The 25,179-nt window shown below is 37.4% G+C and carries 24 protein-coding genes and 1 riboswitch; of the genes, 18 read left to right on the top strand and 6 right to left on the bottom strand.

What is annotated here, in order from left to right; genetic code table 11:
* Positions 1 to 222 precede the first annotated feature (222 nt).
* Entirely contained in the window at positions 223 to 1,410 is a 1,188-nt protein-coding gene (locus FJQ98_RS24240) for a C40 family peptidase (RefSeq protein WP_053594037.1), read from the top strand.
* Positions 1,411 to 1,509: 99 nt separating this feature from the next.
* On the opposite strand, the gene ytvI is transcribed toward FJQ98_RS24240, so the two are convergent.
* A complete protein-coding gene (gene ytvI / locus FJQ98_RS24235) occupies positions 1,510 to 2,568 on the bottom strand; it encodes a sporulation integral membrane protein YtvI (protein WP_053593928.1) in 1,059 nt (352 codons plus the stop codon).
* A gap of 91 nt (positions 2,569 to 2,659) precedes the next feature.
* Between ytvI and FJQ98_RS24230 the strand changes: the two genes are divergently transcribed.
* The 8 genes from FJQ98_RS24230 (at position 2,660) to FJQ98_RS24195 (ending at position 10,185) form a co-directional block, all read left to right on the top strand.
* Positions 2,660 to 3,208 (top strand): hypothetical protein, encoded by a 549-nt coding sequence (locus FJQ98_RS24230; protein ID WP_053593929.1) that lies wholly within the window; start codon positions 2,660 to 2,662, stop codon positions 3,206 to 3,208.
* Between the two features lie 246 nt (positions 3,209 to 3,454).
* Positions 3,455 to 3,657, top strand: a riboswitch (cobalamin riboswitch).
* Positions 3,658 to 3,910: 253 nt separating this feature from the next.
* A complete protein-coding gene (locus FJQ98_RS24225; protein WP_053594038.1) occupies positions 3,911 to 4,453 on the top strand; it encodes a hypothetical protein in 543 nt (180 codons plus the stop codon).
* A gap of 1 nt (position 4,454) precedes the next feature.
* A complete protein-coding gene (locus FJQ98_RS24220) occupies positions 4,455 to 5,414 on the top strand; it encodes an ABC transporter substrate-binding protein (RefSeq protein ID WP_053593930.1) in 960 nt (319 codons plus the stop codon).
* A 329-nt stretch (positions 5,415 to 5,743) separates the two neighbouring features.
* A complete protein-coding gene (locus FJQ98_RS24215) occupies positions 5,744 to 6,511 on the top strand; it encodes a tyrosine-protein phosphatase (RefSeq protein WP_053593931.1) in 768 nt (255 codons plus the stop codon).
* 160 nt (positions 6,512 to 6,671) lie between these two features.
* Entirely contained in the window at positions 6,672 to 8,057 is a 1,386-nt protein-coding gene (locus FJQ98_RS24210) for an MATE family efflux transporter (protein WP_053593932.1), read from the top strand.
* On the top strand, positions 8,057 to 8,887 hold the full coding sequence (locus FJQ98_RS24205) for a putative RNA methyltransferase (RefSeq protein WP_053593933.1): 831 nt from the start codon (positions 8,057 to 8,059) through the stop codon (positions 8,885 to 8,887). Before FJQ98_RS24210 ends, FJQ98_RS24205 begins: the two co-directional genes overlap by 1 nt.
* A gap of 166 nt (positions 8,888 to 9,053) precedes the next feature.
* The gene (locus FJQ98_RS24200; RefSeq protein WP_053593934.1) at positions 9,054 to 9,662 is read left to right on the top strand and encodes a lysophospholipid acyltransferase family protein; all 609 of its coding nucleotides are present in this window, start codon (positions 9,054 to 9,056) and stop codon (positions 9,660 to 9,662) included.
* A gap of 58 nt (positions 9,663 to 9,720) precedes the next feature.
* Positions 9,721 to 10,185, top strand: coding sequence for a low molecular weight protein-tyrosine-phosphatase (locus FJQ98_RS24195; protein ID WP_053593935.1), 465 nt, complete (start codon positions 9,721 to 9,723; stop codon positions 10,183 to 10,185).
* Positions 10,186 to 10,217: 32 nt separating this feature from the next.
* Here FJQ98_RS24195 and FJQ98_RS27380 read toward each other — a convergent pair whose 3' ends face one another.
* Complete coding sequence (locus tag FJQ98_RS27380; RefSeq protein ID WP_277815932.1) at positions 10,218 to 10,346, bottom strand: hypothetical protein; 129 nt, start codon at positions 10,344 to 10,346, stop codon at positions 10,218 to 10,220.
* 287 nt (positions 10,347 to 10,633) lie between these two features.
* On the opposite strand from FJQ98_RS27380, the gene FJQ98_RS24190 reads away from it, so the two are divergent.
* Together FJQ98_RS24190 and FJQ98_RS24185 are read left to right on the top strand one after the other, a co-directional pair.
* Positions 10,634 to 11,353 carry a YebC/PmpR family DNA-binding transcriptional regulator gene (locus FJQ98_RS24190; protein ID WP_053593936.1) on the top strand — a complete coding sequence of 240 codons (720 nt, stop codon included), beginning with the start codon at positions 10,634 to 10,636 and terminating at the stop codon, positions 11,351 to 11,353.
* Positions 11,354 to 11,734: 381 nt separating this feature from the next.
* Positions 11,735 to 13,477: a methyl-accepting chemotaxis protein gene (locus tag FJQ98_RS24185; protein WP_053593937.1), complete on the top strand. Its 1,743-nt coding sequence runs from the start codon at positions 11,735 to 11,737 to the stop codon at positions 13,475 to 13,477.
* Positions 13,478 to 13,555: 78 nt separating this feature from the next.
* Here the strand turns inward: FJQ98_RS24185 and FJQ98_RS24180 are convergent, their stop codons facing one another.
* Positions 13,556 to 13,699, bottom strand: a complete 144-nt coding sequence (locus FJQ98_RS24180) for a hypothetical protein (protein ID WP_158002994.1) — start codon at positions 13,697 to 13,699, stop codon at positions 13,556 to 13,558.
* A gap of 84 nt (positions 13,700 to 13,783) precedes the next feature.
* Between FJQ98_RS24180 and FJQ98_RS24175 the strand changes: the two genes are divergently transcribed.
* From FJQ98_RS24175 to FJQ98_RS24150, 6 genes are all read left to right on the top strand, one after another.
* On the top strand, positions 13,784 to 14,359 hold the full coding sequence (locus tag FJQ98_RS24175; RefSeq protein WP_075807210.1) for a YdcF family protein: 576 nt from the start codon (positions 13,784 to 13,786) through the stop codon (positions 14,357 to 14,359).
* 73 nt (positions 14,360 to 14,432) lie between these two features.
* Positions 14,433 to 16,130: a M3 family oligoendopeptidase gene (locus FJQ98_RS24170; RefSeq protein WP_053593938.1), complete on the top strand. Its 1,698-nt coding sequence runs from the start codon at positions 14,433 to 14,435 to the stop codon at positions 16,128 to 16,130.
* Positions 16,131 to 16,366: 236 nt separating this feature from the next.
* A complete protein-coding gene (locus FJQ98_RS24165; RefSeq protein ID WP_201406573.1) occupies positions 16,367 to 17,446 on the top strand; it encodes an AI-2E family transporter in 1,080 nt (359 codons plus the stop codon).
* Between the two features lie 12 nt (positions 17,447 to 17,458).
* Positions 17,459 to 18,082 carry an NUDIX hydrolase gene (locus FJQ98_RS24160; protein WP_053593940.1) on the top strand — a complete coding sequence of 208 codons (624 nt, stop codon included), beginning with the start codon at positions 17,459 to 17,461 and terminating at the stop codon, positions 18,080 to 18,082.
* A 446-nt stretch (positions 18,083 to 18,528) separates the two neighbouring features.
* Positions 18,529 to 18,993 (top strand): hypothetical protein, encoded by a 465-nt coding sequence (locus FJQ98_RS24155; RefSeq protein ID WP_053593941.1) that lies wholly within the window; start codon positions 18,529 to 18,531, stop codon positions 18,991 to 18,993.
* Positions 18,994 to 19,225: 232 nt separating this feature from the next.
* Entirely contained in the window at positions 19,226 to 19,837 is a 612-nt protein-coding gene (locus FJQ98_RS24150) for an alpha/beta hydrolase (RefSeq protein WP_053593943.1), read from the top strand.
* Between the two features lie 53 nt (positions 19,838 to 19,890).
* Here the strand turns inward: FJQ98_RS24150 and FJQ98_RS24145 are convergent, their stop codons facing one another.
* The 3 genes from FJQ98_RS24145 to FJQ98_RS24135 all read right to left on the bottom strand — a co-directional run bounded on the left by FJQ98_RS24145 (position 19,891) and on the right by FJQ98_RS24135 (position 23,933).
* Positions 19,891 to 22,002, bottom strand: a complete 2,112-nt coding sequence (locus FJQ98_RS24145) for an MMPL family transporter (protein ID WP_053593944.1) — start codon at positions 22,000 to 22,002, stop codon at positions 19,891 to 19,893.
* Between the two features lie 273 nt (positions 22,003 to 22,275).
* The gene (locus FJQ98_RS24140) at positions 22,276 to 23,292 is read right to left on the bottom strand and encodes an inorganic phosphate transporter (RefSeq protein ID WP_053593945.1); all 1,017 of its coding nucleotides are present in this window, start codon (positions 23,290 to 23,292) and stop codon (positions 22,276 to 22,278) included.
* Between the two features lie 20 nt (positions 23,293 to 23,312).
* Positions 23,313 to 23,933: a DUF47 domain-containing protein gene (locus tag FJQ98_RS24135; RefSeq protein ID WP_053593946.1), complete on the bottom strand. Its 621-nt coding sequence runs from the start codon at positions 23,931 to 23,933 to the stop codon at positions 23,313 to 23,315.
* A gap of 558 nt (positions 23,934 to 24,491) precedes the next feature.
* Here FJQ98_RS24135 and FJQ98_RS24130 point away from each other — a divergent pair.
* The gene (locus FJQ98_RS24130) at positions 24,492 to 25,178 is read left to right on the top strand and encodes an ABC transporter ATP-binding protein (RefSeq protein ID WP_053593947.1); all 687 of its coding nucleotides are present in this window, start codon (positions 24,492 to 24,494) and stop codon (positions 25,176 to 25,178) included.
* The last annotated feature ends 1 nt before the right edge of the window (position 25,179 follow it).

Raw genomic sequence — 25,179 nt, 5'->3', positions numbered from 1 at the left:
TTACGTGAATGTTACAAGAATATTTCGAGTTTTACTAAACGATTAAAAAGTTGTGAAATAGTATAAAAGTTATGCTAATAATGCTAAACTTTAAAAGGCTGATACAGATATAAGAAAATACAAAAGAATCGTTCAAGTGATTACATTAAAAAACCAAGAGCGAAATTGACTAATGAAGGGAAAGAAGTTAACGTGGGTAAACGCAATAAATGGCGTAAGTCGATGGTGCTAGCATTAGCACTAGCTGGCGGCTTATTATTTAATACAGTTCAACCAACAGAAGTGCACGCAGAAGAAACATCTCAACAAATGATAGATAAGAAAGCTAAAATAGATACAGAGGTTAAAAAGCTACAAGAAGAATTAACTAATTTACAAAAAGAAATCGATGAAAAAGTAAAAGTATTTAACAAAGTACAAGCAGATATTAAAGAAGTTGATACAAATATTGTAGATACTAAAAAACGTATTGAGCAACGTTCAACAATTTTAAGTGAACGTATGGCTGCATACCAAGCGCAAGATAACACTGTAGGTATTTATTTAAGTGCTGTTCTTGAATCGAAAAGCTTTGCAGATTTAATGGATCGTGTCGTAGCGGTAAAAACATTAATGGATGCTGACCAAGAATTAGTAGATCAGCAAGAAGCAGATAAGGCTAACTTAGAGAAACAAAAAGCAATATTAGATGAAAAACAAAAAGAGCTTCAAAAGCAATTCCAAGAGCTTCAACAAAAGGAAAGCGAAATGGAAGTGAAAAAAGCTGAAAACGAAGCAAAATCGCTTGCATTAAAAGCACAAATTGCAACGAAACAAGAAGAAGAACGTTTAGAAGCAGAACGTAAAGCAGCAGAGGAAGAAGCAGCTCGTTTACGTGCACTTCAAGCAGCTACTCCAGTTGTACAAGCAACAAACAACAATGGTGACAATGGTAATACAAATAATACAAATAATACAAATAATACAAATAATACAAATAATGCTAGTAACAATGGTAATGATGCTAACAATGTGAAATCACAAAAAATCGTTGTTGGATCAGGCACAGGCACTGCATCTTCAGGTGATGCTATTTCAACGGCTAAGCAATTCCTAGGCCGTAGCTATGTTTGGGGCGGCAGTAACCCATCAACAGGATTTGACTGCTCGGGTCTTGTACAATGGTCTTACAGCCAAGCAGGTGTATCTTTACCACGTACAGCATCACAACAATATTTAGCAACACAACGTATTTCAGCAAGCGAAGCACGTGTAGGTGACTTAGTATTCTTCAGCTATGGTTCAGGCGTAGCGCATGTAGGTATTTACTTAGGTAACAACACGATGATCGATGCTCAAAATAATGGTGTTGTTATTGAATCACTTGATTGGTGGAACCAATATTTAGTAGGCTTCGGTCGTATTCAATAAGTCTTACTATTATATAGACGATTTAAATAACGAAAAGGTCATCTTTGTAAAGAAAAAATACAAAGATGACCTTTTTATTATTGGAAGCCAAACATAGTGCTATATTTTAAAATTCAGCTTGATAATACCTGTTTCTTTTAATGCAATAAAGAAAATAATGACAAAAGGTCCTGCAAGTAAACCGATCACACCAAATAGCTGAAGACCAATAAACATTGCAATTAATGTAGGTAAAGTTGATAAACCGATATGCTCCCCCATTAATTTAGGCTCGACTACTCGACGAATAATGAGTAAAATAGCAGCTAGGATGAATAATTTTACAGCAATAGATATATTTCCAACCAATAGGTAATAAAGACCCCATGGCGCCAAAATGATAATGGAACCGAGGAAAGGAATAACATCAATTAACCATATAATGATTGTCATCGTTATTGCGTATTTTGGCTGGATTAATAGAAGGCCAATAAGTGTGACGCCTCCAATTATAAAGCTAACGAGTAAATGTGCCTTCATATAGCCGAAAATAGCACCTTTTAAACGATTTAAGACAATCTTTAATTTGTTGGCAGTGCTAGGCTTTAAATATTTATAAGTAATTTGTTTTAATTTGGGCAAATCTAGCATAAATAAAAATAGAGCAATCATATAAACGAGAAGACTGATAAATAGCCTTGGAATTTCTGAAAAGAAGGCTGTAACTTTGGTATAATTGAAAATGTTTAAAAAGGATTCTTCAATTTTCTTTATGAAATCCATTGTTGTATTTTGAAGCGAGGTACTTACTTCAGGTGGAAAGTCTTCAGTGTATTTGGAAATGTTTTCTTGCATACTAAGCCACATTTCTGATAGTTTTGAAATATAATAGGGAGCTTGCTTTGAAATTAAAATTATTTGCGACATAAGTTGTGTAATAGTGAAGTAACAAATAATTGAAATTAAGATAACGCTCACTATGTAAATAAAAGCGACTGCAACTTTACGAGACATTTTCCATCGCCGTTTAAAGAAATTAACAATGGGCTCTAAAAAAAATGCACTAACACCTGCTAATATTATGGGAACGGAAACCGGGATAATAAAATATGCAACTACGATTAAAGAAATAATCATAATTAATCTAAAAATCAGTCTCCTAGTATTAAATTTATTCATAGACTCTCCTTCTTTACGCAAATTAAATTAAGTGTACCATAAAAAATTATAATAATATTACGTTCTGAAACAATAAAGGTAGGGATGAATCATGGAAAAAGAGATTATGCAACTTTTTAGTAATTTAACAGAGCGTGACCGCGATATTCAATACGAATCTTACGAAGAATTGATGAAGATTATGCAGGAACCAGTTGATTGGACATATGCAGTTTGGGAACAGCTTGTTCAAGCTCTTACATACAAAAATGGACATGTGCGTGCAAGTGCTGCGCAATTTTTATGCGCGCTCGCAGCAAAAAGTGATCCAGAAGAAAGAGTATTAGAGGACTTCTTAAAGATTTGGGTAGTGACGTATGATGAAAAAACAGTAACTTCAAGGCATACTTTGCAGGCAATTTGGAAAATAGGTATAGCGGGGCAGGTACAAAGAGATTTAGTCGTTTCATATTTGGCAAAAAGGTTCCAAACATGCTTAGACGAAAAGCATCCGACATTAATACGCTATGATATTATTGTATCCTTTAAAAAGCTATTCGATGAAACCAATGACCCGAAACTACTAGAAATTGCGGAGCGTTTAATTGAAGAAGAACAAGATGTTAAATACAAAAAGAAATATAAGAAAGCCATCCATTAAAGGTCATGGAATGGCTATTTTTTTGTGCAAATTTTTTCGGTAATAGAGTATGAAAAAATAAAACGATTTGATCTATGAAGAATGACAGATTCATGTGCGAGTAGAAGGAATACCCTCAGGGGCAGTGAAAATACCCGCATGCGTAAGGGAAAATACCTACATGATTTTTATCCATCGTATTTGTTTATTCCAAACTCCACAGCTATTTTTTCCTATCAATCTATGATAAACTGCTTTATAAGTGAATAATTCTTGCAGAATAAAGGTGCTGAACTATAGCATAATCGGGAATTCGGTGAAAAACCAAAGCTGTTTCCGCAACTGTAAGTACAGGAATCATATGATAAACCACTGTCGAATATCAGATGGGAAGGTTTTTATAATCCACAACAAGTTTGAATGTAGTGAACTGTACAAGCCAGGAGACCGACCTTTATTTGAACGTATAAATACTCTTCGGAAGCTAGGAGAATATGCGGCAAATACATAGGCTATGTTGTGCTATATAATAGACATTATTTATGTTATTTTCGTCGTTTCCTAGGGGTAGGAACGACGTTTTTTTATGCACACTTATTGAAATTTTAGGACAAGTCTAAGAAGGGTATTTATCTGTAGCGAAAGCGAAGCGACAGCTACAATTACGCCAAGGCGCAATTGATAAAGTAAGAGTTTTTCATGAAGGAAAGCGGGGACTTAGATTTGAAAAAAGATGCACGTTATTCTTGTTATCCATTTATGCGTGAAAAGGCATCAACAGTTGATTTTGAAATTCGAACTGATAGCCTTACAACACATATTGGCGTCGCTTTGGCAGCAGTGAAAAAAGAGACGGTAGAGTTAGTAGCGGATGATTTACTAGTTATTTTGCCAATGGCTTACCATGTAAATGGCTCAGTCCGAGGTAAGTTAGCGGTAACTGAAGATGATTTGACTTGGCTAAGTGATCGCTATGATTTTTATGTTAGTTATGTGAAGGAGGAAATACAAAACTTTGTATTACCTCAAGGAACGGAGGCTGCTGCTACATTACATTTATGCCGTAGTGAGGCGAAAAAATCATATCGCGCTTTGCACAAAGTATCTGAAGAACGAGAAGTACCAACTATTCTCTTTGATTATTTAGGATTACTAGCCAATGTATTTTTTGTAATGGCAGTTTATATGAATCAACACGCTGGTATTGCTGAAATACCGTTTCTTAGTAAGTCATACCCAATGAAAAAGAAAAAGGAGAATAAATGAAATGAAGAAATTGTTTAAGCTACAATGGCTGTTTGTGTTGATGCTGGCACTTGTATTAGTAGGCTGCGGTACGAAAGAGGATACTAATAAAGATACTGTTTCTAAGGAAGATCAACAAGTTGAGAAAACTAGCTATAAAGTTAAGGATGACCGTGGTGTAGAAGTAGAGTTTGCTGCAGTACCTAAAACTGTTGTTTCTTTACAACCGAGTAATACAGAAATTTTATATGCTCTAGGCGTTGGTGATAAAATCGTCGGTGCAACGGAGTATGATACGTATCCAGAAGAAGCACAAAAAATTGAGCGTGTTTCTGATTCTGTAACATTCAATAGTGAGCGAATTTTAGCGTTAAAGCCAGATATAGTTATTGCCTATACAACGGGAAATGATGAAACTTTAAATGCATTAAAAGGTCTTGAAGATGCGGGGATTAAAGTGTTTGCCATTCAATCAGCTAAGTCATTTGATGATGTTTACGGTGACATCCAACAAATCGCAACCGTTATGGGAATTGAAGATAAAGGCGAAAAGTTAAATGAAGATATTAAAGCTAAGATCGCTGAAGTCCAAGCGAAAGTCAAAGAAGTAAAAGAACCAAAAAATATCTTCTTAGAAATTAGTCCGAAGCCACAAATATTTACAGCTGCTTCTGGTACATTCCAACAAGAGATTTTAAATGCTGCAAATGTTAACAACGTATTTGCTGAGCTAAAAGGCTGGAAAGAGATATCTGAGGAAGATGTCATTGCGAAAAATCCAGAAGTCATTTTAACAACAGTAAACTATGTGGATAACCCAGCGGCAGAAATTCTTTCTCGTGATGGATGGAATTCAATCGCTGCCATTCAAAATAAAGCGATTTATTATATCGATACTGATATCTCAAACCGTCCAGGTCCACGTATTGGCGAAGCTGTTGAGTTAATAGCCAAGGCGGTATATCCTGAGTTATTCAAATAATCTAATTGAAAATAGCATTTTAGAGCTGTCCTTTATCGAGGGCAGCTTTTTTGATGGATAATTACTCTGGCAGTGAAGACTTCCCTCAACTTGTTCTGATGGAGGGGTGCTTGTGCGATCGGGTAATGCTGAAATCCGGTCCGCTTTGCAGAAAAAGTGATCAGGTAATACCGAAAATCACTCTGCTTCGATAAAGAAAAGATCAAATAAAGTTCCATATCAGTCTAGTATAAGTATTGTATGATTTCCTAGTGTGAAAATTGGTATTATATCGAATTGTTCTATAGAATAGAAATAAGGATGCTTGCTAACTGAGGGAGGTGCAGTGAATGAAACAGTTTGATATGAAGATTATTCCGTTTGAGGCTGTTTACAATTTTCGTGATATGGGTGGGTATAAGACGAGAGATGGGCGTTCTGTAAAGAATGGCTTAATTTATCGTTCAGCGGCACTTGGCAAAATGACGATGGCGGATAAGAAACTTTTTGAAACGCTAGGTGTGAAAACAATTTTTGATTATCGTGATAACCATGAAGCGCAAAATAATCCTAATCCGATATTCCCTTATGCTAATTATATTCAAATACCAGCAAAGGGAAATCATGCCTTCGAGATGCCTACAAACACAGGAGGAAAAGATTTTTATAAAGTCGTAAGTCCAGAGATGTTCCAAGAATTTTACGCCCAAATGCCTTTTAATAATGCTTCGTTTAAGGAGTTAATGATAACGATTCAACACCCTGAAAATTTAGGGCTTGTTCATCATTGTGCGGTAGGGAAGGATCGTACAGGTATTGGTGGTGCACTTATTTTACTCGCTTTAGATGTACCTGAGGAAACGATAATGGAGGATTATTTAGATACAAATGTACATCTAAGTCCCTTAGTAGAACGAATGGCTCAGGCAATTCAGCAAGATTATAGCGATCGAGAATTACAGCAATTTTATGCACTAATGTCTGCCCGTGAGGAGTATTTACAGGCAGCATTTGATGCAATGGATAACCGATATGGCTCTAAGTCAGCATTTTTAGAGCAAGAATTTGATCTAACAAAAGAAAAGCGTGAGCAATTACAGACTCTTTGCTTAACATGATAAGAAACCCTTTCACACGGTCCTGTGAAAGGGATTTTTTTTATGTGTAATACTAGCTTTGCATATTCTTTTGATGTTTGATACATAAACTCTTTACAGCCTAAAAATCTATGATAAGATACTATATATTTTATGAAATGTATAGGAGAAGTGAAAAGTATTGGCGGATACAGGAAAAGAAAGTGATATAAAAGAGACTAACAAGTTAAGTTTATTCCATTTAACATGGCCGATTTTCTTAGAAGTATTTTTATTTATGTTAATGGGACTAGCCGATACATTTATGCTCAGTGCTTTATCAGACAATGCTGTATCAGGAGTTGGTGCAGCCAATCAATATATTCATATTGCAATTTTAATACTTGAAGTAGTTGGTAATGGTGCTTCCATTGTTGTATCTCAATATTTAGATTCAAGGCGCATTTTTGAAGCTGCGAAGATTTCCGCTTTAGCAGTAACGATGAATTTGGTCGTTGGACTAATGATGAGTGTCTTATTCTTCTTCTTTTCAAGTCATTTAATGACCATGATGAACTTGCAGGGGGAAGTGCTTCAATACGCACAAAGCTATTTAGTGATCATAGGAAGCTTTATTTTTTTACAGGCAATTATAAATGCGTTAGCAGCGATTATTCGTGTACATGGTTGGACAAAGCAAACGATGTATGTATCACTAGGTATGAATGTGCTACACGTTGTATTAAATTACGGTTTAATCTTTGGTAACTTTGGATTACCAGAGCTAGGTGTAAAAGGAGCGGCTATTTCTTCCGTAATAAGTCGTGGATTAGCAGTTATTGTGTTTTTCTGGTTGTTGTACCAAGTCATGGAAGTAAGGATAAAGCTGGAATATTATTTTGAATATTCAAAGGAATATATTCGAAAAATATTAAACATAGGTTTGCCGTCCGCGTTTGAGCAGGTGCTTTATCAGTTCTGTCAGATTGTCTTCCTCTACTATGCAACGTATTTAGGATCAGAGACACTTGCAGCAAGACAATATGCGATGAATATTTCGATGTTTACGTATTTGTTTGCGATTGCAATCGGTACAGGGACAGCTATTATTATTGGACGTTTTGTCGGTGCTGGTAAAAAGGCTGAAGCTTACCATCAGCTTTGGTTAAGTGTGAGGGCGGCTTTTATCTTTACGATAATAATGGTTGCAGTTGTGACGATATTCCGTCAGCAACTAATGCGTGTTTTTACTGATAATCCAGAGGTAATTGCCATCGGAGCATCTGTTTTAGCATTAAGTATTCTGCTTGAAACAGGCCGTACGATGAATATCGTGGTTATTAATTCATTGCGTGCCTCAGGGGATGCGAGATTTCCGGTCAAAATTGGATTTTTATCGATGGTTTGTATGAGCCTTCCACTCGGCTACTTGTTCGTATTCGTTTTAGATTGGGGCTTAGTAGGTATTTGGCTAGCGATTTCGGCAGATGAATGGATGCGAGCCATTATCGTATACTTTAGATGGAAAAGTCGTAAGTGGGAGCGTTTCGCACTTGTTTCACCTACAGAACAGAAGGAGGTAAATTAATGGGGGCAATTTCTAAAAGAGCTGCAGGGGCAGCTTTAATGGATAAAAATATAATGCTTTTTGCTTGTCCGATTTGTCAGGAGTCAATGGGTGTTTTTGAGCAGGGTAGACTTATATGTTCATCAAATCATTCTTTTGATATTGCCAAGCAGGGCTACATCAATATGCTGACACATGGTGCTATTTCTAAGTACAGTAAAGACCTCTTTGAATCTCGAAAAGCGGTTATTGATAGTGGTATTTATGATGTAGTAGAAGATAAAATTAGAGAGCTAATTGCTACTGCAGAAACCGTGCTTGATACAGGGTGTGGTGAAGGTTCACATTTAGCCCGTATTATGGCGAAGGAACAAGGGATTGGCATTGGTATAGATATAGCGAAAGAGGGCATTCTTGCTGCATCTCGACATTATCCAGAGCAAATTTGGTGTGTGGGTGATTTAGCGAAAAGTCCATTTGCAAGATCAAGCTTCGACGCAATTTTAAATATTTTATCTCCTGCCAATTACGAAGAATTTAAACGTCTTTTAACTAAGAATGGTTGTGTTGTAAAAGTTGTACCTCAAAGTGGGTACCTACATGAGCTTCGAGCGCAATTATATGCGGATTCTTCCAAAGAGTCGTATTCAAATGAACAAATAGTTGCTCGTTTTAAAGAAAGCTTTGCCGATGTTAGTGTGGAGCGTATTACTTATACAGTACCGCTAGCTACAGAGCTTGTACCAGCACTGCTTGAAATGACACCGATGGGCTGGCATAAAAAAGAGGGAGCAAATATTCAATTAAATGAAATTACGATTGATGTTGATATTTTAGTGGGAAAGGTCTAACTTGCTTTCAACAATTATTTTCTGTACCGAAAGCGTAGCGACAGGTACAGAAGGCTCCAACCTCTATGCCGAGGCATAATTGATTTATTATTTCACATGCAATTGCAGTATACTGGTCTTTTCGATTACAATGGGAATAACTATTGAATAAGGTAGGAATGAGACAGTGTATAAATTTATAGCAAATCTTGTCAAAGTTATATTAAAATTAACGGGCTCAAAGGCGCGTGTATATGAGGAGCAAAACTTACCGAAGGAAGGTGGGTTTATCATTGCGTGTACACATACGGGTTATGTTGATATTTTAAATCTTGGAGTTTCAATGTCTCCTCGAGAAATTCACTTTATGGCTAAAAAGCAGTTGTTTGATATAAAAGGTCTTGGCTGGCTAATTGAACGATTAAATGCTTTTCCGGTTGATCGTGACAATCCAGGACCAAGTGTTATTAAAATCCCTTCACAGTTATTGAAAGAGGGTAAAATCGTAGGGATTTTCCCATCTGGTACACGAAATGCTGAAGGTTCGGATTTAAAGCAAGGTGCGATTACAATAGCACAGCTGTCAAAATCCCCAATCGTACCAGCCGCTTATGTTGGTGCGCGTAATGTCGGTGATGTTTTTAAGCGTGGTAAAGGTTATCTAATTTATGGTGAACCATTTTATGTGACAGGCAAGGGTAAAGAAGGGCGCGAGGAATTTACACATCGTCTTGAGCATGATCTGGTGGCTTTAACAGAGGAATTAGAAAAGCGAATTGCAACAGAAAAGAAATGACTTAGAAGGCACTCAGGATCAAGTTGATTTTGAGTGCTTTGTTGTAGGAGGACAAAAAATGATTCGAGTACTTTTTGTATGTTTGGGAAATATTTGTCGCTCGCCAATGGCTGAAGCGGTCATGCGTGATTTAGTAGAAAAAGAGCATTTGAGTCATAAAGTCGAAGTAGATTCGGCTGCAACAAGCTCTTGGCATATTGGTGAACCTCCTCATAGAGGAACACAAGATAAGCTGAAAGAATATAGCATCTCGACGAAAGGGATGCAGGGCCGACAATTACAAAAGGTTGACTTTGAAAATTTTGATTACATTATTGGCATGGATGACAGCAATATACGTAACATCCTAACGATGTTTGGCAATCCTGATTCTCCAAAGATTTTCCGCTTTTTAGATTTAACCGACCATCAAAAAGATGTACCTGATCCATACTATACGGGTGATTTTCAAGAAACCTATGATTTAGTCTTAGAGGGTTGTCATGCATTATTAGAAAAAATCAAAGTAGAAAACCAATTGTAAAGCGGCTCTAAGTGAAACAATTTTTTGGATTATCACCATAACATGTGGTTGATTTCCGTTCCGACTGGGCGCTTTGTTGTTGCTGTCGCTTCGCTTTCGCACAGAGCAAAGCTTCCTGGGGGCGTCCGATGAGCCGCTTCGCTTGCGCTCCAGGGTCTCATCTGTGACGCTAATCCCCGAGGAGTCGCCCAGCCTCCACTCCAATCAACTATAATATGGCATACGTTTTAATAAATGTCATCCACAACTTTTGGTGATGAAACAATTTTTTACAATTAATGCTTAATAAAGTCACCTTAAACATTGGTATATCTAGCTTTGTAAGCATCATTTGTGTTATTATTTGCAGAGTAAACGAGAAGTATTTAATCACCATTTACAGATGTGCAACTGCGCATCTGCGCATCTATGATTTTGATAAACTTACATTTGAAAGAGAGTGGAAACTATGGGTCGTAAGTGGAACAATATTAAAGAAAAGAAAGCGTCTAAAGACCAAAGCACAAGCCGTATCAATGCAAAATTCGGACGTGAAATTTATGTGGCAGCTAAATCAGGCGAACCAGATCCTGAGTCAAACCGTGCCCTTAAAGTGGTTCTTGAACGAGCAAAAACATACAGTGTTCCTAAACATATTATTGAAAAAGCAATTGATAAAGCGAAGGGTGGCGGCGATGAAAGCTTCGACGAATTACGTTATGAAGGTTTCGGACCAGCTGGTACTATGATAATTGTTGATGCTTTAACAAATAATGTTAATCGTACAGCTTCTGATGTACGTGCAGCATTTGGTAAAAATAATGGGAATATGGGTGTCAGTGGATCTGTTGCCTACATGTTTGATTCAACAGCAGTTATCGGTTTAGAAGGTAAATCAGCAGATGAAGTTCTAGAAATTTTAATGGAAGCAGATATTGATGCTCGTGATATTCTAGAAGAAGAAGAGACTGTAATTATTTATGCAGAGCCAGATCAATTCTTTGCTACACAAGAAGCATTAAAAGCGGCCGGTGTTCAAGAATTTACAGTAGCAGAGCTTTCAATGCTTCCACAAACAGAAGTAGCATTAACTGGTGACGATGTGGCGAAATTTGAAAAATTAATTGATGTCTTAGAAGATTTAGAAGATGTACAAAATGTTTACCATAATGCAGATTTCGGTGAATAATCAGTAGCGTTTAAATTTAAATTACGATAAAAATTAAAAAACTATTTTTCTAAAAGGCATATGCCTGTAGAAAGATAGTTTTTTTCTTAACTGTAAAAATATGAGTAATAGCATATTTGGGTCTCGTTATCAAAAGCTAGGGATGACATTTGTTATAACGTATGTCATATATAAGTTGATTTCCGTTCCGACCGGACGCCCCCAGGAAAGTGCTCAGTCGGAACGGAAAATCAACCTCACGCTATGATGAATGAGCATATTTGGGTAAAAAAGCGAATAATTCGTACTTAAATTGTGTTTTACCCATTGTGAAAAATTTCAAATCATAACATAATATAGATTAATAGTCATGGTAAACGAGGAGAAAAAGGGGGCTAAAGCATGAAGTTTTTACGTTCGATACAGGGGAAACTAATTATCATTTCATTAGCATTATTAATATTCCCTAGCTTAATTATCGGTCTAGTTAGCTACGGTAAAGCAAAAAATGGTATGGAGGATATTGGCGAACAAGTTATTAAAAATAGTGTTGAATCTACTTTGCAATTAATCGAGCTTGCAAATGAAAGCGTTGAAAAGGGCGATATCCCTTTGAATGTTGCACAGGAGCGAGTGCGGGAGGCATTACTCGGACCGAAGGATAGTGAAGGAAAGAGACCAATTAATTATCCTGGAGACTTAGGAGAGTATGGTTATATATATGTTCTAGATGATAAAGGAACGTTAACAACCCATCCGACTCGAGAAGGGGACAACCTATGGAACGATCAAGATAGTAGCGGCAATTATTTTATCCGGGAAGTAACCGACAAAGCACTTGTTGGTGGGGGTTTTACACAATATGAATTTGAGCTACCGGGTCAAGATGTAATAGCCGATAAAATAATTTATTCTGCAAAGGATCCTCATTGGGGATGGATCATAGCATCAGGTACATATATGCAAGACTTTAATGAAGGAGCTAATTCATTATTACTTGTTATCGGTATTACATTAGTTGGTGCCATTATTATTGGTACAGCAGTTGTCATAATGGTTTCTAGACATTTGGCTTTACCCGTTCAAAAACTATCTAAACGTGTACGTGAAGTAGCAAAGGGGAATCTAACTGTAGAAATTGAAGATCTTCAACGCTCAGATGAAATTGGTCAGCTAAATGAAGGCTTTAATGAAATGGTTGATCAACTGAAAACGTTAATTACAGATGTAGAGGAAGCTATTGTAGAAATTCAATCAACATCGTCAAATTTAACATCTGTGGCAGAGGAAACAAACGCTTATGGAGATGAAATAGTAAAAGCGATTAATGAGGTCTCAAGCGGTGCGGTAAAGCAAGCTTCAGATGCTGAGGATACAAATAAAACTGCCATTGAGTTTGCCCAACAAATTGAAGTTTTACATGACAAAAATGAAGTAATGCTAGGCGCATCACAGCATATGAAGCAATCCAATCAAGAGGGTCTTGTGAATTTAAACAGCTTAAAAGAGAAATCACATGAGTCTTCTGAATTGATTAATAATGTTCAGGCTGTATTTACTAGCTTAATTGTGAAAGTCAGGGAAATTGAAGGCATTGTCGGTACTATAACCGAGATTTCTGATCAGACGAATCTACTTGCATTGAATGCATCAATAGAAGCAGCAAGAGCCGGTGAGCATGGCAAGGGGTTTGCAGTTGTTGCTGAGGAGGTACGTAAGCTTGCGGATCAAACATCTGGTGCAACTGAACTAGTGCGTACAACCTTAAAGGGGATTGAAAGTGAAACTAATTTAGTGAACGATGAGATGAAGAAAACAGACGTCATTGTTCGTCAGCAAAATGATTCGGTTGCCATAACGGAGTCATCCTTTAAGGAAATCGAATTGGCTGTAGAGAAAATTATTTCCGTCATTGGGGAGATGACTGCGGGAGTAGAATATTTAAATAGCTCAAAGGATAACATTATGCAATCTATTGAAAGTATTGCGATGATTAGTGAGAAAAATGCTGCTGCTTCAGAGGAAGTAACGGCATCCGTTGATGAACAACAGCACGCCATTCAGCTTGTTAGTGAATCTTCCAATGATTTAACAGATGAAATAACGGCGTTACAGGAATCTATTAAGCGCTTTATATTAAGATAAAGATAATCAACCAGGATGTTTGTACAGTAATTCTAGTACAAGCATCCTTTTTCTCTACCTTAACGTTAATAAAAGGACTTAACACCATCGTGTGAGGTTGATTTCCGTTCCAACTGGGCGCTTTGTTGCTGCCGCTACGCTTTCGCACAGATAACATCCGCTTCGCTGTAGCGTCTCATCTGTGACGCTGATTCCCGAGGAGTCGCCCAGCCTCCACTCCAATCAACTTATATACATGGTATACGTTTTAACATATGTTCCCAATTGTTGATGATGATCTAATAAAAGGTAAAGGAGGGATAAATCGTGAAAAAATGGGTGATAAGAGTAGGAGTTTTACTACTTGCTGTGAGTAGTGTTGTTTATATTTGGCTTGGCGAAGAGATGAAACAAGGGGTTCAGCCTGCCGCAAACGGAACAGCTGCATACATGATTGTTCTAGGAGCGAAGGTAAAAGCGGGTGGAGTCCCATCGCTTTCTTTGAAAAATAGATTGGAAGAGGCTGTGAAGTATTTAAACAAGTATCCTCATGTAAAAGTAATTGTGTCAGGTGGAAAAGGGGGAGATGAAGATCGGACAGAGGCTTCTGTAATGCTTAAGTACTTACAGGACAAGGGCATTGAAACGAACAGAATATTAGTGGAAGACCAATCTACATCAACTTATGAGAATTTATTATTTTCTAAAGAACTATTGCCTAAAGGAACAAAGCAAATCACGATTGTCTCTAATGATTTTCATTTAAAGCGTGCAAGATATCTGGCTGAGTCTTTGGATTTTGAAGTAGATGTCGTCGCGGCAAAAACACCAAAATCAGTGGAAGCAAAGTTAAAGCTACGTGAAAGGGCAGCATTATTAAAAACATATATAATTGGCTATTAAATTGTTTCTTAATAAGATAGATTTGGCATATAATAGAAATATAATGGGGTATATGACAGAAAGAGGGGACTTTATGAAAACGTTTAAAGACTATGAATACAGCCGTCCGAACATCGAGGCAATGAAAGAGCAACAATTATCCTTAATTGACCTATTTAAAAATGCTCAAACGATGGATGAACAAAGTGGGATAATTGAAAAGTTAAACGCATTAAGTAATGACTATGCTACGATGGCGAACTTAATGTACATTCGTGCTTCGATTGATACGAATGATGAATTTTATCATGCAGAGCGCGATTATTTCGACGAGGTTGGACCTGAGTTGGAAGAGGTAACAACAGAATATTATAAAGCACTAAACGCTTCACCATTCCGTGAGCAGTTAGAGGAAAAATGGGGACAGCAGTTATTTGATCTAGCAACTTATCAAATTAAAGGCTTTTCACCAATAGTCATTGATTTAATGCAAAAGGAGAATAAGCTTGTTTCAGAATACAATAAACTAGTTGCCTCTGCGCAAATTGACTTTAATGGTGAAACATTAACGCTTGCTCAGCTTGGACCATATGCAGAGTCTACTGATCGTGCAATGCGTAAGGCGGCAACGGATGCACGCTTTGGCTTTTTTGCTGAGCATGAAGAGGAATTTGATCGACTATATGACGAGCTTGTAAAGGTACGTCATGAAATTGCTGTTAAATTAGGCTATAAAAACTATGTAGAGCTAGGCTATATTCGAATGAATCGTATTGATTATAACGCTGATATGGTAAAGAAATTCCGTGACCAAGTTCGTGATTTAATCGTACCAGTTGCAACAAAATTATATGAACGTCAGGCAAAACGTATTGGTATTTCTGACTTTAAGTTCTATGATGAAGCATTAAACTTTTTATCAGGAAACGCTACACCAAAAGGCGATCCGGAGTGGATTGTTGCGAACGGCAAAAAAATGTATGAAGAGCTATCGCCTGAAACAGGTGAATTCTTCAACTTCATGATTGACCATGATTTAATGGATTTAGTGGCGAAGAAAGGAAAAGAGAGTGGCGGTTATTGTACATTTATCGAAAACTATCACTCACCATTTATCTTCTCGAACTTTAATGGTACTTCAGGCGATATCGATGTGTTAACACATGAGGCTGGACATGCTTTCCAAGTTTATTCAAGTCGTAACATTGGTATTCCAGAATATTTATGGCCAACATATGAATCTTGCGAAATTCACTCGATGAGTATGGAATTTTTCACATGGCCATGGATGGAGCTATTCTTTAAGGAAGACACAGAAAAATATAAGTTCACACACTTAAGTAGTGGCTTATTATTCCTTCCTTACGGTGTTGCAGTTGATGAGTTCCAGCATGTTATCTACGAAAATCCGAATATGACACCAGCGGAACGTAAGGCTGCATGGAAAAAAATTGAGGAAACATATTTACCACACCGTGACTATGATCATAACAGCTATTTAGAAGCGGGCGGTATATGGCAACGTCAGGGACATATTTATTCGAGCCCATTCTATTACATTGATTACACGCTAGCACAAATTTGCGCATTCCAATTCTGGAAACGTTCACGTGAAGAATTTGAAGCTGCTTGGAAGGACTATATCCATTTATGTGGTTTAGGTGGCTCCATGTCCTTTACGAAGCTTGTAAAAGAAGCAGGCTTAATTTCACCATTTGAGGACGGTTGTGTTGAATCGGTTATTGGAGATATTGAAGATTACTTAAATTCAGTAGACGATACAAAATTATAAACTGCTGCATTATGCATCATTAGTGAAAATTTGCGACACTCCTGTGGAAGGCAAGCTGTATAAGCCTCCTCATATGCTTTTAGCATTTGAGGGGCTTGCGGGATTGCCTGTTGGAGGGTTGCGAATTTTTTAGTTTCAAAAACTCTTTTAACTTGACAATACATGATAGAATACTTGCGAAATGGGTAATATATAAGTAGTATTTTCAGTAACTGTGATAAAGGGAAGTGAATAAAGTGACGAGGAAAGTTTGGTTTCAAGTAGGAGTAGGGTTTTTTCTTGCTCTACTAATCATTAAATATTTTATAGAGATTCATTGGATTTTTTCGCCGTTTGTAATTATCTTAAAGGTTATTTTTATACCTTTATTGCTTGGCGGTGTTTTGTATTATGTTACGGAGCCGATTCAGAGGTTTTTAGAGAAGCGTAAATGGCCGAGATGGGCAAGTATATTAACGATAGTCATTGGATTAATAGCGCTTGTTGGTGGCTTTGGGTGGATCGTTGGTAATCCGATTGCAGTACAGGTAAATAATTTAGTGAAAAATGTACCGCAGATTAGTGCTAGTATTCAAGAGGCAGCTGATTATGTGTTTAAAAACAAGGATAACTTCCCACCACAGTTGAAAGATTTTATCGACAATATGGCAAATTCTGCACAGCATTTTGCCGTTGTGGCAAGTAAGGGGCTAGTTTCGTTTTTACAATCAGTTGTATCAGTTTCTTTATTAGCTATTTTAATTCCATTTTTCTTTATTTTTATGTTGAAGGATCATGAAAAATTTGCGCCGTCAGTTTATAAATATTTCAGTGGTGAACGTCGAGAATGGGTGAAAAAGACGTTAAGTGAAATTGACGATGTTTTACGTAGCTATATTCAAGGACAGCTGCAAATTAGTTTTTTACTAGCACTCATTATGTATGTCGGGTATTTAATTATAGGTCTAGAATATTCGTTGCTACTTGTTATATTCGCGTTCTTTATGAATATGATTCCGTTTATAGGACCATGGATTGCCTTTACACCAGCGCTGATCGTGGCTGTTGTTCAGGATCCAGTGTTAGTCATATGGGTGTCTGTTGTCACACTCGTGGCGCAGCAAATTGATAGTAACTTTATAACACCTAATGTAATGGGGAAAACACTCGATATTCATCCGTTAACCGTTATTACAGTTATTTTAGCAGCAGGTAATATTGCAGGCTTTATCGGTATTATCATTGCTGTACCGTTTTATGCAGTATTAAAAGTAATCGCATCTAATATTTATGATGAACGGAACGTGATTAAGAAAAAGGCTACGAAGTCGGTATAGGAGTCGGAAAAAATGGAACAAGAAATTGTGAAAGTTTTTAATGAACAGCATGAACAGATTGGGACAGCAACGAGAGCAGAGGTACATGAAAAAGGACTATGGCATGAAACATTCCACTGTTGGCTTGTCAATGAGGACTATATCTATTTCCAAATCCGTAGTTCACAAAAAAAGGACTACCCTGGCTTGCTTGATATTACAGCGGCAGGGCATCTATTAGCTGTAGAGACAGTAGAATCAGGAATTCGTGAAGTGAAGGAAGAGCTAGGACTCGATGTTAATGTAAACGAAGTTGTTAAAATGGGCATGACATCTTGTAGCATTGTTTCGGAAAACATGATCGACAATGAATTTTGTCATGTTTATATATATCCATTCAAACATGATTGGGAATCATTTGAACTGCAGTATGAGGAAGTGTCAGGGGTCGTTCGAGCAAAGCTTGATGAGGCAGAGGCATTCTTTTTAGGAGAAACAGCTACTCTAAATATTGAAGGCTATGAATATTTCCCTGATGGTCAACGAGCAAAAATTGTGCGCCCAGTAAGTACAGCACAATTTGTCCCTTACCGTGAACTATACGTTGCCCATGTTATTCAGTTTGTAAAAGATAAAGTGTTAAATAAAACGTTATGAATTGTGGAGGGTGTCTGAAAAATCCTTCATAAGAATTCTAGCACAATAAATAAAGTAAAATCCGCTTCGCCTTCCGTGGACAAGGTACGAGCCAAATCGGTGTGCTCCTGACGCTGCGTTTCACCACGCTTCGTTACGAAACACATTTTCGCTAACTCCCTTCTGGGTCTCGTGCTCTTGTTTTCTCCGCAGAGGTCTACGCGGATTTTTATCTTTATATCAGTAAATTATTAAGATCGGACCCCCATAAAACCGACGCCCCCAGGAAGCTCTGCTCTGCGCGAAAGCGAAGCGGCAGCAACAAAGCGCCTAGCCGGAACTATCAACCACACGTTATAGAAGAGGAACCACTAATTTTACTTTTAGAACTGCCTATTTTACTTCGATATAAAAAGGAAAATAAGTTATACTGTAAGAAAGATTGAATAGAAAAGGAGCATTTTTATATGCTAACATTTGAACAAAAACAAACCATCATCGAATCATTCCCTGAACTTACAAAGAAGGAAGTTTCATTGAAGCGCTTAAATTATCACTTTATGGATAGCCTTTACGAAAAGACAATTGTTGTGGAAAAGCTACATCCAAATGGCAACGGTTTTGTCTTTGTTGGTGATTTATTGCGCTATGAGGAAGAAGCAAACGATAAAGGTCTAGTAAATATTCGTGATTACGATGAACAACAGCTTCGTGAGATTGTTGAAGATGCCATTCAATATTTATCGGAAGAAGAAGAAGATCAAGGGCCAATCGAAGAGATATGGCAAAATCGTGAAGGTATTCAATTAAAACTAGCCTTTGAGCAACGTTCATGGAATGTTTATCATGGTGAAAATTTAGAAGAAGCATTTGGTACACATGATGCTGCGAAAGAATATTTACTAGAAGAGGGCTTTCGTAAAAAGAAATAAGTAATGCGAGGGATCATAGCAAATGAATGGGAAAAAATTAGTGGGAATAGTTATTGTTGCTGTTATAGCGGTATGTCTATTTTCGGTATTCACGATTACAAATTTTTATAAAAACAATCAAGAACAGCCAAATAGTGAAAATCGAGAAATTAATAAGTCAAAGAGCTTGAATTTAATTTTGCCACAGGCTACAATTATCTCGAATTCAAGATAATTGAGAGGTGGACTGTAAATGCAGCACGTTTTTCATAAGGGAACAGATGAAGCAAAACCAACTTTTTTACTGTTACATGGTACAGGTGGAAATGAGCAAAGCTTAATTGGACTTGCGAAGGAAATTGATGATACAGCAAGTATTTTAAGTGTTCGTGGAAATGTACTTGAAAATGGCATGCCGCGCTTTTTCCGTCGATTAGCGGAAGGTGTTTTTGATATAGAGGATTTAATTTTCCGTACGAAGGAATTAAACGACTTCTTATTAGAGGCAGCACAGCAGTATGGCTTTGATCGCAATCGAGTTGTTGCTATTGGCTATTCAAATGGTGCCAATATTGCTGCTAGCCTATTATTCCATTATGAGGATGCTCTAGCAGGCGCAATACTGCATCATCCAATGGTGCCTAGACGTGATATTGAATTGCCTACACTTTCTTCTATCCCTGTCTTTATCGGTGCTGGAGCGAATGATCCGATGTGTTCTGCACAGGAATCTGAAGACTTAGAGGGGCTTTTAACGTCAGCAGGGGCAGATGTGACGACTAAATGGTTTAATTATGGTCATCAGCTAACAATGCCTGAGGTAGAAGCAGCAAAAGAATGGTACAACAGCATTTATTCAAAATAAGAAAAAATCCGCATCCTTTGTGAGAGAGAGTTCACGGAAGGTTGCGGATTCTTTTATTTTTGTTTCTTTGCGAAAGGTAGCCACCAATTCCAATCCCCAAAGAGCTTCATCAGACTTGGCACGAGCATGAGACGAATAATCGTTGCATCGATGACGACTGCAATAGCTATACCAACACCAATTTGCTTCACTGGCATCACATCTGTGAAAGCGAATGCCCCTGTTATGACAATCATAATAAGCGCTGCTGACGTAATGATTCTACTTGTGGAGGTTAGACCGTCAATCGTTGCACGTGTATTATCCGCCCCTTTTTGATATTCCTCTTGAATACGTGATATTAAAAAGACTTCATAGTCCATACTTAAGCCGAATACAAGACAAAATACAATGACTGGAATAATAAGTACGATCGTACCAGCTTCAATTCCAAAATGCCCATATTGGAAAATATAGACGAGAATACCGAAGGCTGACGAAAGCCCAATAATATTCATAATAATCGCTTTCAGTGGGATTAAAATAGAACGGAAAGCGAGCATTAAAATAAAGAACGTTGATACGATAATAATGGATATGGCCAAGAAAATTTTACTAGATATTTCATCAAAAATTTCTTGGTTAAATTTCGCAGGACCGCCAAGTGCAAAATTCACACCTAAATCTTTATCGTTCCATGTTCGAGCGAATTTTTGAGCGGTAGTTGATGAACCAGCGGCATCTAATGTAATTGGGATAAAGAGTTGTTTATCTTTAGAAAACGTATTTAGAATTGGTGTTAATTGTTCTGCCATTTGTGGAATTTCCAAAGAAGCTGTCAGTTCCTCAGGTGACTTAATGTTAGCGGTCGTATATATGGTTGATACATGATTTACCAGTGGGTCATCAAGTAACTTTTCTTGAATAGTGTAAATAAGCTTTCTTGCCTCACTATCTTCCCAGCCTTCCTTACGTTCTGCTAGTAAATATAAAGTTGAGGTATCACCAAGTCCAAATGTTTTGTCTAATTGATCATAAGCTGCACGTGCCTCATATTTTGTTGGTAATGAATCCACCTGAGGAATTGTCAGTTTAATATCCTTCAATGGAATCATACCAATACTTAGTAATAATAATGCCACAATAACGATGGTCACTGGATGTTTCATGACAAAGCCAGCGAAGCCACGCCAACGATTTATTCCACCGGACTTGACGCGTAATAAACGCCATTTGTTTAGGCGATCTCCTAATAACATCATCGTTGCAGGGAGCAAGGTCAAGCCAGAAAGCACTGCAAGTAATACAACAATCGTGCCACCTAAAGCGATATTGTGAAATATTTCGACGTCAATGACAATCATGGCGCCTAAACCGATCATGACACAAACGGCAGAAAAGATGATAGAACGGCCAGCTGTCTGTATAGCTGTTTGGATAGCCTGTACAATGGATGTATGGGCACGTTCTTCGCGGTACCGATTAATAAACAACAAGGCAAAATCAATACTTAATGCAAGTCCAAGCATTGGTACTATATTTAACACAAAAATCGATAAATTTACACTGCCACTAAGCAATGTCAAAATTCCAAACGCAGTTACAACAGTGATAACGCCAATAATGATAGGTAAGATGGAGGCTACGACAGTGCCGAAAGCTAGTAATAGCACTATAATAGCGATTGGCAAGCCTATTGCTTCCGCGGATGCTAAATCCTTTTGACTTGCTGTATTGATATCAGCTGAAATCACAGGACCGCCTGTAATGCTTACACCATCATTCTCTAGTAATGAACGGATGTCCTTCACAACATCAGGTAGATAATCAACATCATTTTTAATATGAACCATGGCATAAGCTATACCATTCTTTTGTAAAGAGGAATCATCAAGTGGTGACTGGATCGAATGAATCTCCTTAATTTTATCCAACTTTTTTAAAGTGTCTTGAATTTGCTTATCCTCAGCTGGATTAAAGACGACCAAAATTGTATCGGAAGGCAGATCAAATGTTTTTGCAAGCTCATTAGTTACGTAGGTATGATCTCCTTCAACAAAAAAACCGTCTCCATGAAGCTTACTTGGAAGTTGTATTGCAAACATAGCCATGGCGATAAAAATTATGAACCAAATAGCTACGATAGCTTTGGCATGAGCTGTTATAAAAGCTGAAATAGTTTTCATCGTAGTGTGCTATCTCCTTTTTAAAATAGTGTAAAGGATGTGTCATATTTTGTCGTGTGACAATGTAAAGACTCCTGTCCACAAGGAACAGGAGTCTTAGTATGCGATCAAAATCAATTATGCCTTGGCATAATTGCGTCCGGAATCGGCTTTGTGCTTAGGCCTGCGTGAGGGCCAACACGATGTTGGTCATTTCGGTAATGCCACAGGACGTGGCGTTCTTAGACTGAGTTCCTCTATTTCAGTGGGTGTTTGGACACCCGCTGAAAGAAGTTAAAAGAATAAAGATAATAAAAAGTAAATAATAGCTGCCATTACAGCAGAAATTGGCATTGTAATAATCCAAGTAGTTACGATTTTACGCGCCATTCCCCAGTTTACACCACGTACACGTTGTGCAGAGCCAACACCCATGATAGAGGAGGAAATAACGTGTGTTGTGGATACTGGTAGGTGAATTAATGTAGCACCGAAGATAATTGATGCAGAAGCTAAATCTGCTGCAACTCCGTTTACAGGACGGATTTTCATGATTTTACCGCCGACTGTTTTAATAATTTTATAGCCACCAATAGAGGTACCAAGCCCCATTGCAGTTGCTGCTGCAGCTCGTACCCAGAAAGGAATATCATCTCCTGTATGCAAACCACCAGCGATTAACGCCATCGTCATAATCCCCATTGCCTTTTGTGCATCGTTTGTACCATGTGTAAAAGATTGAATGGCAGCGGTGAAAATTTGCATCGTACGGAAGCCTTTATTCGTACGATATAAATTTAAGTTTTTAAACCATAATTTAAACAATGTCATCATAATAAAGCCAGCGCAAATCGCAAGGATTGGTGAAAGCACTAAGGCCATAATGATTTTAGTAAAACCGCCATAGTTTAGAACTCCGAAGCCAGCAGATGCAACTGCTGCACCAGCAATGGACCCAATCAGAGTATGTGAAGAACTCGATGGAATACCGAAATACCATGTTAGTAAGTTCCAAATAATAGCGGAGATTAATGCTGCTAAAATAACGACTGAGCCTGTCGTGTCTCCTTGAAAGGCATTTAAAGAGAATGGATCTACAATATCTTTTGTTAAAGCCTTTGCAACACCAACGAAGGTAATAGCTCCGATAAAGTTCATCGTCGCTGCCATAATGATAGCTACACGTGGTGGCAATGCTCTAGTGGAAACTGAAGTTGCGATAGCATTTGCTGTATCATGGAAGCCATTGATAAAGTCAAATGTTAGGGCAAAGATAACGACCAGTACGGTTAGTATAATGATTGTGTTCATTGTAAGTGCCCATCTCCTAATTACGCGTTACGCATGATAATTGTTTCCATTGTATTTGCAACGTTTTGACAATGATCAGCGATATCTTCAAGTTGTTCATATATATCTTTAAATTTAATAATTCGAATTGGATCTTTTTCATTTAAAAATAATTGCTTAATAGACGAACGTTGCACTTCATCACATTCACGCTCGTAGTCTTTAATAAGAATTGAGTGTGGGCGCATGCCAATAAGATTCTTCTTCTTTAACTCTTCTGTTGCTTTAACAATTTCGTCAGCACTTTTTGAAATATAGCCTAAGAAAATACGCATGGATTCATCAACTTCTGTTAGGGAAAACATTTCAAAATGAGCGATACAATGCTCCGTACCATCTAATACGTCATCCATACGAATGGCAAATTCTAAAATGTCTTCACGTTCGATAGGTGTCATAAATGATTTGTTTAGCATCACGATTAGTTCATGAATGAGCTTATCACCAGCTGTTTCGTAATTTTTCATAGTAATGCTAATCTCTTTCAGGTCAGCTACGCTGTTAATACGAAAATCATTTGCGTAATGTACGGCCTCTCTCATATTCTCAGCAATTTTATGCAAAGCTATAAAGAAAGGGTCTTGTTTTTTTGAGTTAAGCATGTAAATCGAATCCTCCTGGATATAAATAAATTGGCCTCTAAACTTTACTATCATAACAAAATCTTTAATTTATCTACATAAAATTCTTCTGTTCTACATAAAACTTTACATTCCTGTAATATACAAATTGTTCACAAAATAATAAAAGTATCTCTGTGTTTGTTTTTATTAATACAGAAAAACACTTTAAAAATAGATTTTATAAGGAATTTTACTTTCTGTTTAATACAAAAGAAGACTATTGAGACATAAAATTTTGAATAATTATATGAATGAATTGTAAAGAGAATGTAAAGGAATCGTTTTGCTCATAGTTTTCCCTTTTTCTTAAGAATATCTTCATTTTTATCCTTCAACTTTATTAAGAAATTTTTTCTATAATGGTAAAGAATTGCTCATCACCATAACGAGGGGGTGATTTCCGTACCGACTGGGCGCTTTCCTAGGGACGTCCAGTCGGAACGGAAATCAACTTATATAAACGGCATACGTTTTAACAAATGTCATCCTAACTTTTGGTGATAGCCTAAAGAATGTGAAAGGGGCGTTTATGTAAAAATGATTCAAGTCGAGAATTTACAACATACATTTTTAATTGGAAAAAAAGGCAAGGAAAAACAAGTTCCGGTCTTAAAAGGTGTCAACTTTGAGGTGAAGAAAGGAGAGATTGTCGCAATTGTTGGCAAAAGTGGCTCTGGAAAATCAACCTTATTACAAACTTTAGCTGGATTTATGAAATCTGAACAAGGGTCTATTAAGGTAAACGGAAAGGAAACAGCTAATCTCACGGAAGCAGAAAGTGCAGCTTTTCGTTTGCAACAGTTCGGATTTATCTTTCAAAACTTTCAACTAATGCCTGGCTTAACAGCGTTTGAAAATATTGAACTACCATTAAAATTACAGGGTACTAAGAAAGCTGTGCGAAAAGAAAAGGTGAAAAAGTTAATGGACAAGGTTGGTCTAACGGAGGTGTCAGACCATTACCCGAATGAATTATCGGGTGGTCAGCAACAGCGTGTTAGTATTGCAAGGGCCTTGATTACAAATCCACCTATTTTGTTGGCGGATGAGCCGACAGGAAGTCTTGATTCGGAAACAGAGCAAGATATATTGCTGCTCATTCAAAGTTTAAACCGTGAGCTTGGTTTAACATTCGTCATCATTACTCACGACGAGGAAGTAGCAACAATAGCACATCGACGTTTCCGCATGTACGATGGTGAACTTGTAAAGGAGGAAGCATAAC

Source organism: Lysinibacillus agricola (assembly GCF_016638705.1).
Taxonomy (GTDB): domain Bacteria; phylum Bacillota; class Bacilli; order Bacillales_A; family Planococcaceae; genus Lysinibacillus; species Lysinibacillus agricola.
Note: the sequence above shows the minus strand (reverse complement) of the source record. Positions and strands in the feature narration are given on the sequence as shown.